The organism is Chitinophaga sp. YR573 (assembly GCF_900110995.1).
Taxonomy (GTDB): domain Bacteria; phylum Bacteroidota; class Bacteroidia; order Chitinophagales; family Chitinophagaceae; genus Chitinophaga.
The window spans coordinates 340335-352594 of record NZ_FOJF01000003.1 but is presented as its reverse complement, the minus strand read 5'-3'; the positions used below and the strand labels follow the sequence as shown (position 1 = coordinate 352594).

The following is a 12260-nucleotide window of genomic DNA, read 5'->3' as shown; positions in this document are numbered from 1 at the left end:
CGGACTATGAATTTACTGGTAATTTATCTAAAGTTTGTTATGGAATTAAGTAAGGGAAATTCAGGTTCATTACCTGATTACAACAAATATAAGCCCTCTATAAGCCCCCTCTATATAAGGTGGGCTTATAGAGGGCTTATAGGGGACTATGAGAGGGCTATGAGGGGGCTAATACTACCTGATGAGTAGCTTAAAAACCCCTTGATACAGGTTTATGCCATGTCACCAGGTTATAACACCCTATATCAATAGCGATGTAATATCACACGTGGTTACTAATAAATTATATATAATGATAAAGATTAAAGACCAGCTACACCAATTGCTCCGCCATATAAAACCACCTCTTTTATACCATCAAGATGCAAATAGCTCTCTATTTTCCTGTCCTGAATAGCGGCCGTCGTAAACACCCCTAATTTAAGCGCAGTTGCCGAAAGATGGAATGTTTGACCCAGGTGCCCACAATCAAGCAATAATACCCTGTACGCACGTGAATGGTCATACTTCCACATACTCCGTTCCAATACGGCAGTGAAGACAAAAATAACAGCAGCATTGCTGACCCATTTCTGTCCGGAGAAAAAATCAAGTACTTTTTTTTGATCAGGCAGGTGATTGACAAAGGCAAGGGAGTTAGTTTCAGCCTCATAATGATATACTGCGGGGGCTATCGAAGCTACATTCCTGACAAAAGCATACATCTCAATAGGATGTCTGGCTCCACCGGATGGGGATGTTTTGATAATCCTCTTATCGATTTTTGAATCATTATAAAAATGGGTATAACCAGCAACTAACTTTAAAAAAGAACTAAACACACCTTTTGATATGGGAGCATCTTCAAAATGCCTGCACGTTCTTCGTTGATAAAGCACTTCCCAAAAATTCACATCAGGTAACTGCGGATCGTCCAATATAATTTTGGAATCCGCGCTACTTGTTTTAAAAGGAGAAGGGGGAGGATTTGTGATAGCCTTTTTTTCAAGCTGTTTCCTTACTGCCTCCAAATCGAAATTGTACTTTACCGATCCTGTGCTGTAATGAAAATATCTTGCATTGAGGTCCCATTTCCAGCTATCTTCCAAAGCCCTGTCACGCTTTTCCAGTCTCGATCCGACAACCAATAATAAGTTTAGCTTAGTCAGTTTGCCAACAATTTCTTCAACTGCCGGAATGTGCGAGAATTGACCGCTGAGCACATTATTACAAATAGGGTCTGTTGCCGCGGACAACATGTCAAGGACTAATAAGTTAGCCTCTAACGAAGTCCTCGTCAGGTAGTTTTCGATAGTCATCTGACCATCTTCCCAATATTGTAACAGACTATATGCTCTTCGAATTAACCGGGGCTTAGACGCAACAACTGTCTCCATGATAGCTATAGCCGGCTATTTTAAGTTTTGAAGTGGGCTTTTTAGAAAATGTAAAAACCAGTTCTGCTGCTTCTGATGGATTCAGTTTTTTGTACTGATTGGTAAATGCGTCCATCTGTTCTGCTGTTAGTTCTATTTGGATCTGGCGTTTACTTGCCGCTACTTTTGTTTGTTTCTCAGCAGCTGCTGGTGACAATGGAGGATTTGTCTTGGTTTTCTTTGCCATATTTGAGGGGTTTAATAATAGTAATTTAAGCAAATATCATTAAACGGGCAAGAAAAAAATGATGCAGCAGGGTTACCCCTACTGCATCAAATGAGTGATCTTAGTTCTCGAAATATTCGAAGCCATCTATAATATCCAGATAGGCTCCATCGAAATGACTGTTCAGCAGCTTCTTTGCGTAGGAAGTATCATTACCGAAAATGATACTTTTCCAGTCGGTGTTCCAGTACTGCACTTTATAGTTACCAGGCCAGTCAGGATTTTCTGCTACGATAAACGATGGGGTACCTACTTTCCAGGTACTCTGCCAATAGTAACGGTAATCTTCGGCCTCTCCGATAGACATATAACAGATGACCAGGCGTTTACCACCATTGGCCTTTGTTTTAAGCTGATCAATCTCTGCTGCGGTAAACTCTGTATCATTCAGGAACAGGTCCATCAGGATCACATCATAGTTCGTAGCTTTTACAGCGTTGATGAACTGCGTCTTGGTAGAATAGTTCTCCGGATTGATCAGGTACAGGAAATTCTTTGCCTGGGATATGCTGGTGATATTATTGCTGTTCACCCCATATGGCGTGGCCGGGTAAGTTGGAATGTTATTCAGCTCCCTGTGATTCGCGGCAAAAGAAATATAGCCGTTGGTGTTATTGGAACTGTAGGATTTATCCATGTTCGTCTTACTGGAACAATAATCCGTTACCAGCACCTTTTTGCTGGTCTTGATCCTATCGAGGAATCCTCTGATATACAGATTATCATCGGAAGGTGTGGGCACATTATCGTCATTATAACCATAGAACAAGTCTTCCTGTCCTACGGCATCAATGGCATTAATGTAGCTCTGTGCCAGGGTACCATCGGATTCTCCGTTGGTGGTAATCAGTTCTATCCCATTCTGCGGGATAATGGCAAACTGCGTATTCTGTGCTTTCGCATACTGACTGATACCGATCACAAAGTTCCGCATCTCTGCCCTGTAATCAATAGCAGCCTTAGCCTGCTTTGCTGCCAGCGTTTCTGATTGTAATGAATTAATTTTTTCGGTTTTGGAGCAGGATAGAATGCTCAGTAGCATGGGTAATGCAAACAGTACTTTTTTTCTGGTTTTCATAGCATTTAATATGGTGTAATTCAAGGGAACGAAACATTCTGTTTCCGAAACAGGATGCCTCGTATTTTTCGACGCAAAGTTACTAATCTGAGAGAAATAAAAATATCGTAACTCATTTAAAATTGCTGATGTGTTCAGTCTGTAAATAATAAAACATTGACTATGAATCAAGTCATCGTGAAAATAACGAGGGTAACACCATCTGTCAGATACGGATTTCCATGATGGAATAGTGCGTTTAGATGCAGAAAAGTAGTATTTTAACTTTCAAAACTAATTTATATTCCATGGAACCTCTTCTGAGATATATTCATTCCATTACACCATTTTCAGAAGAAAGCTGGATACAGTTACAACCCGCATTATCCAAAAGGATATTTAAAAAAAAGGATTTTTTGCTGAAGGAAGATCAAATTTGCAATTCATTATTTTTCATTGAAAACGGTTACTGCAGGAGTTACTATGAAAGGGATGGCCTGGAAAAAAACACAGCATTTTTCTTTGAAAATGATATTGCGACCAATCTCCGCAGCTTTGGAAGCGGACAAAAATCCGAAGCCAGTATTATTGCCTGTGAGCCGCTTGTAGCAATAATACTAGACAAAGATAAATTATTCGAGGCGGCTAAAAGATTGCCTGAAATAGAAGTACTTGGCAGAAACTGTATTCGCTTATTTGCCTCCCGGCAGGAAGAATTTTCAGTTCTGTTCAATATCTATTCTGCTGAAGAGCGTTTATCTTATATCGAAAATAAATACCCACAGCTTTTGCAAAGAGTATCGCAAACCCAACTGGCCTCCTTCCTTGGAATTGCCAGAGAAACATTAAGCCGGATAAGAAAGCGCAGAATTTTGTGACGATCGTCACATGAACATCTTTGCAAGAATTCAGACCTTTGTAAAACACTGTAAAAGCAGCGTTCTATGAAGAATCATTTCACTGAAGAAAACATTTCCGAAGCATTTGAAACAGCCAGACAAAAGCAACTACCCATTTTGATTGACTTCTGGGCACCAGGTTGTAAAGGTTGCAGGAAGATGGACATTTCAACCTACCAGGACCCTAAAGTACTGAGTTACATTGAAGACACCTTTATCTTCATAAAGTTCAATGTAATGGCTAAAAACAAGGTCCCGCGGGGTACTTTTCATTCCTCTGCTGTTTTATGGACACCTTGTTTCATGGTATATGCCAATGATGGAACAGAAATCCGAAAAGTCACAGGGTATTTATCTCCTGATCAATTTATTGATGAAATGGATCTGGGGAGGGCTATGGCTTTATTGTTTAAGGCCAAAGCCAGAGATGCTTTGAATTTACTGGAAGGGCTTTCTATTTCATCTTCCGGAGATACGATTATTCAGGAAGTGCTGTATTGGTGTGGTGTTGCTGCCTTTTTCCTACAGCAAAGAGCGCCTGAAAGCCTCTATCCTTATTGGGAAAAGTTAATGCAGGAATATCCCGGCAGTACATGGGCCGAACGTGCTGACTGTCTATCCATTCAAATGTATTAGTTAACAAATAAAATTATTAAGATGGGAAAGCTTAAGAAAATAGACACTCAGACAAACATTATTACCTGGTTCGAAATACCTGTTGCGGATACCAGAAGAGCAAAGGAGTTTTATGAGAATATTTTAGATATCGAAATGGTTAACCGCAATGATGGAGAAAATGAAGCTGTCTTTTTTCCTTATAATCCTGAAATTATACAAGCTACTTCTGGCAGAGTTACCGGTGTGCTGTCAAAATCTGCGGGGAATAGCCCATCTGCCAACGGAACAATGGTATATATCAATGCCAGTCCTTCCATTCAAACAGTACTGGATAAAGTTGAAAAAGCAGGAGGAAAAGTAATTGTACAAAGAACGCCTATGCCTGCCGGGTATATCGCCGTTATCATAGACAGTGAAGGAAATAAAGTCGGATTACATGCGGAACAATAAAAGTTCAGAAAGTCGCGGTTACCCGCGACTTTCTTATCATATTTAATATTTTGCATCAGCTTTTAAATAGATCTTCTTCTTTTCTGTTTGCTTTTGAATGCTTTTATATATCTTATTCGTAAACGAGCTATCTACCTCTCCTGCTTTACGACTCTTAAGGTCTTTTTCAATGAATTCCTGTCTTTGTCTGGTATACTTCTTCAATTCATTATTTAAGCTATCCCGCTGAGCGATTTTTTGTTCCATGTATTTTTCCTTCTGAGCAGCGGTCATATTTTTCATAGCATCAGGTAATTCTTCTTTTTTAATAGTATCGAGACTAACAGACTTTCCTTTATAACTTTCCAGTAATTCCTTTTTACCATAATATGCATCCTTACCAGCTTTAGTTGAATTATACTCTGCCCGTTGAGCCTTTATATTTACGTTAACGGCATTACTTATCGATTTGCTTTTGGATACTTTTACAAATGAAAGAGATTTCTCTTCTGCATTCCCATAATAAATTCTTGTATCATCCAGTTTGTCGGATAAATCGGCAATTACAGAATCATAAGGAGTATTCACAACTATATCATTTGCATTCATATCTACCTGTGTATAACTACCCTGATTGCATAACGCAATTTCCTTCCATACACGCATCGCGATCTGATTATTGCCCATCAGGATAGTATTTAATACAATGTCTTTTTGTTTAGCAAGAGAACAACTAACAGGATATTTTACATCATTCCGGTAATCCATATGCGGAGGGCAATCTCCTACCAGGAATACTGTTTTATAGGTATTGAAAGAACTATCCCATTTAAACTGTGTAATGGCTTCATGCAAAGCCTGATTAACACTTTCCGGACTATCTCCACCCCCATCGGCACTTATCTGCATCAATTTTTCATATACATCATCTATATCACTGGATAAAGCAACCTGCCTGGTAACAAAGGCATCGCCTCTGTCGCGATAAAATAACAACCCGATCTCAATAACGGGGGCAGGATCAGCTTGAGCAAGACTTCCCGCTATTGACCATATCTTTTCTTTAGCAGCACCAATGAGGCCACTCATACTTCCGGTAGCATCCAAAGCAAATACTATCTGGATCCTTGATTGAACGGAATCCGGTTTATCTAAAACCTTGTCAGGCAATACCTGATCTCCTTGTACATGAGGATATAAGAAATTAATAAATAATGAAGCACTAAGAATTGCTACAACAGGAATGATAAACTTTTGATTCATGGGGAAGTGATTTTAGGTGATCCCTTATAGGATTCACAGAAAACCTCTTTTCCATAAATACAATTGTTAAGAAAAGCATAAAAGGCTTATCAACACATCTTTATAACAGTTATTTCTCAAATTGAATTAGAGTTCTTATCTTGAGTTATGCCAGCTAACTGATTGAATTAAATTTAATTTAATACTGTAAATTAATATAATATAAATAATCCTGTAGTAGTATTTCTTATTCAAATATTAGCCAACTGATTGATATAGTATCCTTCTTATTAGGATAACTCCTATAACTCTTGTGTATGAATATCGTATTCGTAATTGACATCCTGGGACTTGAAGGTCTGGGTGCTGCATTAACTTCGTTAATCAGGAACTGCTCAGACACAAAAAAATTAACCCTGCATTTTTTTTGTTCTAATGTAGATATCCGTGATAAGGATAACATTTTGACATTACTCGAAATGGAAAACTATTGCGGGGCTACCTCTTTTTATGATTTTAATGCTATTGAAATGTTTGGCCATTTAAATTCTTTACATGGCAACTGGGCAATATATGGCAGGTTCATTATACCCAAACTGATTGATAGCGAATATGCATTATATCTTGATGCTGACTTGCTTATTTTGTTAGATGTATTGACTATCAGTGAGATCAAATTTACCGATCAATTCCTGGCAGCAGTACCCGGAGGAACATTTATGAGTGCTTTAGACAGGAAGTTCTTAATTGACAGATTAGGACTCGATAAAGAGCAAAAAAGCTTTAATTCAGGAGTATTAATTTTTAATATCAAAAACTGGAATTCAAAAAGCATTTCACATGAGATAGATCAAATGTGTGATCAGTATCCTCTCGAATTGATTTCTCATGATCAAACTATATTAAATGCACTTTGCAATGGCAATTTTCATTATATCGATGATCGTTTTAATAACCTGTGGTATCCTAACAGGGCACTGCCTATCAAGCATAGTTATCATAACTCTATTCTGCATTTTGCAGGTGCTCCAAAACCCTGGGATTTATTTGGAAAGAGAACTCATTCCGGATATAAATTATGGTCTGATTATAACACCACATTCTGGCAGGAAAAATATGGAATGCTTACAGTAAGTAAACTCCGGCGTACCTGGAAAATTAAGAAGTCATTAGTAAAACGTATTATTAAGGGGCGTCAATAAAGTAAAGGCTAACCTTGGGTTAGCCTTTACTTTATTGTTTCTATAAACCTGTGGTGGTACACCAGAATGTATTAGGCGGAATAGTAGCAGCTTTCATTTTTTTATCTGCCGTCATTTCACTCAGGTTTGAAATTCTCATTTTACTCAGGTCTAATTTTTTCTTGGTTTTCTTTTTCATAAATCAGGCTTATTTAGGGGGAAAAATTGCTTACTCTTTTCTGAAGGTTTTCAGCTATCCCTTATTAGAAATTTGAGGGTCGGGCTTTACAGGTTATATACAGGTGTATACATTTATCTCTAATTTAATGGTTTTTTTTTGATGTAATTGTAAACAGCCTGCTTTTTTACAGCATAGTTATCTAGACGTTCTAAAAAGTAAAACCTTGCTGAATTGCAAGGTTTTACTTTTTACTTAATTAAGGTTGAGAGAGCACCGTACTACTGCATGTCCCATTGGGCTCCAGCTGTAAAAGCTGAAGCGTTTTTCCTGATATCGTAACCCTGCAAGTGTTGAACCCGCCTGCACAGTATTGTCTGTACACACAAGGTGAACCCTGACTGGGAACTTGCTGGAGATTAGTATATCCATCTCCTGCGGATCGGAAATTGGTAGCGAAAGCGCCGGCGATGGCAAGCGCAAATACAGCTACTGATAAACCAGTTTTTTTAAAATTCATGACAGTAAAATTTTAATTTAAATACATGCCTACTATTTTCTACAGGTTTTCGGCTTCGCCTGTTCTATTGCAATATTGAATACGTATTCAATGTTTGATCATGGAGAGCAAACAACTGATCTCCCTTTATAATAAAGTCTGTAATACGACCCTCCCCTTTCAGCGGAATGTATAACGTATAGATATATTTCCCGTTATCCAGTGAGAATACGTCTATAATCTCATTATGCTGCCGGGTCTTCCTGTCTTCATTGTCAGCCAGCAGGGAAGAGAGTACATAAATCCTGTTATCAGCAATTCTGACCCTGCTGTTTACATATGTAGGAGGTGCTGAAAACTTACTGATACCTGTAGACATATGAGCTACCTCTATTTTGGCCCTGGCATTGGTATCCAGGGTATGTGCCGTATAGATCACCTGCAGGTTGGTATCCAGTGTTACAAATTCATTCCGGTAGTGATACAGATAGACCAGCTTCCCTGTTTGTTTGTCATAGTCCAGCGTTCCATCTGTACAAAAGATTCCATCTACCTGTTTTGTGAGGATACTCTTTCCTAATTTTACATAAGGCGAATCCGTTTTTACTTTTGCCAATATATTCTGACTGTTTCCCAGGGAATCTATATGAATGCTACGCGATATAAAAGAAGTAGTAGAAATATTCTGTAGCATATTGAAGAAACAGCTTTGAGACAGGAACCGGTCCATCATCAGGTCATCCAGTTTTCCCCTGTAGAGAGCGGGGGTATTTCCTTCCGCCATATACACAGCAGGAGAATCTACCATTACCCGTGTCAGCTTCCATGCATAACGTTCTTCCGGGGAAATTTTAAGTGTCAATTCCTGTGTATCCTGTAAGTTTTGGTTTACTGCCAACAGATGTAAGGAGGCGGAATAGTTACCCAGATAAATATGTTGATTGGTATAACCTGCAATATAATAGGCCGGGTATTTTAGTGTCAATGAATGCTGAAACATGGCCGTCACAGCGGGTACCCTGCGGGTAAACCCGTTTTTATGATCGTTGGGCTTATCTGCAAAGGCGTACAGGATAAGGACAAGGGCGAGGCAGCCAACTACGCAAAGCATGGCAAATTGGAAGGGCTTCTGCATCATTGTGTGTCAGTTATGTGTGAACGAGTTGTTTATCTTTGGTATGTAACCACATACCCAACAGTGCCAGCAGCACAAAACAGATATTGAAATACAGGTGTTCCTTCCAGGTCATGCGGGAGATGACGCCTCCGCATGAGCAGGGCACTCTTTCCGACAATGTTACCAGCACAATAATGTAGGTAGTGAAAAGCAGCATCATGGCAAAAGATGCGTAGAGTCCGGCACGCCGGTAACGTGGAATAACCAGCAGTAATGCGATAATTATTTCAGCTACAGGAACTGCTATTGCCAGTATAGGCGCAAACCTGGTAATCAGAGGAGATTGTCCTATCACAACCCGGAAATTTTCATAATCGAGGAACTTGCTAACGGCTGTGTACACGAACAATAGGATGAATAAGAGACTGATCGTCTCCAGGGTCAATTTTCTTAACATGGACTATGAATTTACAAGTTATATTAAACTCTCATAACGTTCTGGCATGTAAGTAAACATAATTGGAGATTTGTAATAGTTTCGGGATAGTCTCCCGGGGCTTACGAGTGTCTTTGGGTATTTGTCATTCTAATTTAAGGAAATATTCTGAATCATTTCCGTATATTTTTAGCCATGATCCTGAATTAGTGCAAAATTCTATTCCTGCTCAGTTCATCCACTGATCCCAAAGTAAATCTGGTTCAGCAGATGAACAAAGCAGGGAATTGATCGTTGTTATTTCGCATTATTAATCTGCTCAATCGCTTCTTCAATATCCCGTGAGGATGCCAGATCGTTTATTTTATTCCGTGCCTCTTTAATAATATTCAGGTATTTTACAATGTAGGGGGCTGCACCATCTTTTTTATAAGTTATGCCCATAAATTTTAACTCTGCTATACCCTGACGGACATATTGCTGATTTTTCAACCCTCCAATCATGTCCGAAAACTTTTCCGTTAAATGGATCTGCTCCTGCAATGTCCCATTTACATAGCGCTGGTAAACATAGGACCATTTGGCGTCTCCGCCGTTAGATGCGTAAACCCTTGCGATTACTTGTGTCAGATCCCCAACATTATCATCTTCAAAGTCTTCTGCATATTTAACAGCAACGACAGGATCAATTTCATTTATTCCGTAAAGAGCAGATGCCTCTACCTGATATGATGGGCTGATTAATGCTTTTTTAAATACATCCAAATTGGCCGGATCTTTCAACGCTGCGAGGGTTCTTAAGGCTGATGCCCTGACCAGCGTATTGGTATCTTTACCGGCTAGTTCAATGATTTGGGGCAATGCGGCATCCTTCAAATCTTTATTGATTTTTCTGATGTCTTCCTTATTGTTGTTTAACGCTTGCAATGCTCTCATACGTATACCAGAGAACCGGTCGTTTAAAGCTGCCACTAAGATTTTTTGAGCACTTTTATCATCCTGGTTCTTCGATGCAAATTCGATCGCTTCGAAGCGGTCGAGATATAACGGAGCGTTGGCATATTGAAAAACGTATTCCTCCAAAGTTTTATGATCGGTTTTTTGAGCCACCAGTACTTTATCCGCATCCACATTGACGAGTGTTGGTTTTGATGATAATCTGAAAGAAAGGGTATCTGCTTTTTCATTGACCCAAACCTGGTGCCGTTCTGTTTTACCTCCAACATACATATCGATTGCCATCGGTAATTTAAATATTTGGCCATCCTGTTTTTGAGCGAGGTACACGTTTTCTGTTTTAGCATTTTCATCCCAGCTGTAGCTGATGTCTAAAACAGGATGTCCGGCCCCATAATACCACTGATCAAAAAACCAGTTCAGGTCAAGTCCGCTGGCATCCTCCATAGCTAATCGTAATTGCTGAGCTTCGGCATTTTTAAAAGCGTTTGATGTCAGGTAGATATTCAAACCTTTGTAGAAGGCGGCATTTCCCAAATAATTCCGCAACATGTTCAGCACCCGTCCTCCTTTTTGGTAGGTTACTCCATTAAATGCATCATGAATAGCCTGGTAATGAAAGTTTACCAATGGTATCATATGGTTTCCCTGATTTCCAAGGTAGCCCTGTAAGCCATTATACAGATGTTCATCAGCCGCATCCTTTCCATATTTATGCTCCAGCCAAAGGATTTCCCCAAGATCCGCAAACGATTCATTTAATGTTAAATTGCTCCAGCTTTCACAGGTCACATAATCACCAAACCATTGATGAAATAATTCATGTTCCACACCGGGGTTATAATATTGGTCCAATAGCTCCCTCCGGGTGCTCTGGCTGCCAAATACATTAGCGGTGGTATTTTCCATGGCACCGCTGACATAATCGCGAACCACAATCACAGAGTATTTATTCCAGGGATAATCTACCCCGGTAATCTTTGAGAAAAAACCAATTGCTTCGGGGACATCACCAAACATATCTTTTGCATAAGGCGCATATGCAGGCTCAAGGTAATAGCTCACCTCTTTGCCATGCCATTGGTCTTTATAAATTTTGAAATCACCCACAGCCATCATAAATAAATAGGGAGCATTGGGCAGTTCCATTTTCCAGGTGTCGGTGCGGGTGCCATCGGCATTTGTCTTTTGCAAGGCCAGCCTGCCGTTTGACAGAGTAACATATTTAGCAGGCACAGTCATACTGATCTCAGAAGTTGTTTTCTGATTGGGTTTATCAATGGTAGGGAACCAACCGGAGGAGCTTTCGGGTTCACCTTCTGTCCATATCTCAGTAGGCTTATTCTTTTCAGTGCCATCCGGGTTGATAAAATATAACCCTTTTTCATTTTTGCGAAGTCCTTTGCGCTCATTAGGTTTGGCTGTATAATCAATGAAAATGGTATAAGTTTCAGACCGTGTGTACGTTCTGTCAAGCCAGATATTTAGTGTAAGACTGTCATATTTAAATTTTAAAGGGCTGAGCTTACCCTTTTTGACAATATCGATCAAATGGATGTCCATTCCTTTTGCATCAAGCCTCAAAGTATCGGTTGAATAAAAGTGAGGTTTTAAAGTAATCCATTCTTTCCCATACAGGTAACGCTTTTTATAATCAAAGCGCACATCCAGTTTAGTATGAATCAGATCATTGATCCTTGGCGAAGTTTCGCGATAAATGTTGTGTGTCGACTTGCTTTCCTGGGCAAATGAATGATGGAATGTTGTCAACAAAATAAATCCCGATAATAAAAAAACGCGGAATGTTTTCATGTCTAAATATTAAGCTTAGACAAACATACACGATCCATGATACCATATTATAAATAGTACAATAAATGTTTTAAAATGGCCTTTTTATGTTACCATTCGGATTCCAGTCAAATTATCAAATAGCGTCATCCCTCCATAATATTATCATGTGAATAGTTCTTTATAAAGTTTATGCAATCGTTTGCAATTTGAGA

At 39.2% G+C, this 12260-nt stretch carries 14 protein-coding genes; 5 read left to right on the top strand and 9 right to left on the bottom strand.

All coding sequences use genetic code 11. The features are described from left to right. Positions 1-6 precede the first annotated feature (6 nt). The gene (locus BMW86_RS27795) at positions 7-189 is read left to right on the top strand and encodes a hypothetical protein (RefSeq protein WP_089786373.1); all 183 of its coding nucleotides are present in this window, start codon (positions 7-9) and stop codon (positions 187-189) included. Between the two features lie 113 nt (positions 190-302). On the opposite strand, the gene BMW86_RS27790 is transcribed toward BMW86_RS27795, so the two are convergent. The 3 genes from BMW86_RS27790 to BMW86_RS27780 form a co-directional block, all read right to left on the bottom strand. After that, complete coding sequence (locus BMW86_RS27790) at positions 303-1298, bottom strand: SagB family peptide dehydrogenase (RefSeq protein ID WP_177189424.1); 996 nt, start codon at positions 1296-1298, stop codon at positions 303-305. A 55-nt stretch (positions 1299-1353) separates the two neighbouring features. Further along, positions 1354-1602, bottom strand: coding sequence for a hypothetical protein (locus BMW86_RS27785; protein ID WP_089786368.1), 249 nt, complete (start codon positions 1600-1602; stop codon positions 1354-1356). Positions 1603-1702: 100 nt separating this feature from the next. Continuing rightward, entirely contained in the window at positions 1703-2719 is a 1017-nt protein-coding gene (locus BMW86_RS27780; protein WP_089786366.1) for an endo alpha-1,4 polygalactosaminidase, read from the bottom strand. 242 nt (positions 2720-2961) lie between these two features. Between BMW86_RS27780 and BMW86_RS27775 the strand changes: the two genes are divergently transcribed. The 3 genes from BMW86_RS27775 to BMW86_RS27765 all read left to right on the top strand — a co-directional run bounded on the left by BMW86_RS27775 (position 2962) and on the right by BMW86_RS27765 (position 4665). Beyond that, positions 2962-3576, top strand: a complete 615-nt coding sequence (locus BMW86_RS27775) for a Crp/Fnr family transcriptional regulator (RefSeq protein WP_255373029.1) — start codon at positions 2962-2964, stop codon at positions 3574-3576. 66 nt (positions 3577-3642) lie between these two features. Next, positions 3643-4233 carry a thioredoxin family protein gene (locus tag BMW86_RS27770; protein WP_089786364.1) on the top strand — a complete coding sequence of 197 codons (591 nt, stop codon included), beginning with the start codon at positions 3643-3645 and terminating at the stop codon, positions 4231-4233. Positions 4234-4254: 21 nt separating this feature from the next. After that, positions 4255-4665 carry a VOC family protein gene (locus BMW86_RS27765; RefSeq protein WP_089786362.1) on the top strand — a complete coding sequence of 137 codons (411 nt, stop codon included), beginning with the start codon at positions 4255-4257 and terminating at the stop codon, positions 4663-4665. 42 nt (positions 4666-4707) lie between these two features. Here the strand turns inward: BMW86_RS27765 and BMW86_RS27760 are convergent, their stop codons facing one another. Next, entirely contained in the window at positions 4708-5907 is a 1200-nt protein-coding gene (locus tag BMW86_RS27760) for a vWA domain-containing protein (protein WP_089786360.1), read from the bottom strand. A 296-nt stretch (positions 5908-6203) separates the two neighbouring features. Here BMW86_RS27760 and BMW86_RS27755 point away from each other — a divergent pair, with 296 nt between their 5' ends. Next, positions 6204-7088 carry a glycosyltransferase family 8 protein gene (locus BMW86_RS27755; RefSeq protein ID WP_089786358.1) on the top strand — a complete coding sequence of 295 codons (885 nt, stop codon included), beginning with the start codon at positions 6204-6206 and terminating at the stop codon, positions 7086-7088. Positions 7089-7128: 40 nt separating this feature from the next. On the opposite strand, the gene BMW86_RS32925 is transcribed toward BMW86_RS27755, so the two are convergent. From BMW86_RS32925 to BMW86_RS27740, 5 genes are all read right to left on the bottom strand, one after another. After that, on the bottom strand, positions 7129-7266 hold the full coding sequence (locus BMW86_RS32925) for a hypothetical protein (RefSeq protein WP_177189423.1): 138 nt from the start codon (positions 7264-7266) through the stop codon (positions 7129-7131). 238 nt (positions 7267-7504) lie between these two features. After that, positions 7505-7765, bottom strand: coding sequence for a DUF6520 family protein (locus tag BMW86_RS32630; protein WP_143056715.1), 261 nt, complete (start codon positions 7763-7765; stop codon positions 7505-7507). Between the two features lie 64 nt (positions 7766-7829). After that, positions 7830-8882 (bottom strand): hypothetical protein, encoded by a 1053-nt coding sequence (locus BMW86_RS27750; RefSeq protein WP_089786356.1) that lies wholly within the window; start codon positions 8880-8882, stop codon positions 7830-7832. A 10-nt stretch (positions 8883-8892) separates the two neighbouring features. Beyond that, on the bottom strand, positions 8893-9318 hold the full coding sequence (locus tag BMW86_RS27745) for a MauE/DoxX family redox-associated membrane protein (protein WP_089786354.1): 426 nt from the start codon (positions 9316-9318) through the stop codon (positions 8893-8895). Positions 9319-9594: 276 nt separating this feature from the next. Next, on the bottom strand, positions 9595-12066 hold the full coding sequence (locus BMW86_RS27740; RefSeq protein ID WP_089786352.1) for a M1 family aminopeptidase: 2472 nt from the start codon (positions 12064-12066) through the stop codon (positions 9595-9597). Positions 12067-12260: the final 194 nt, after the last annotated feature.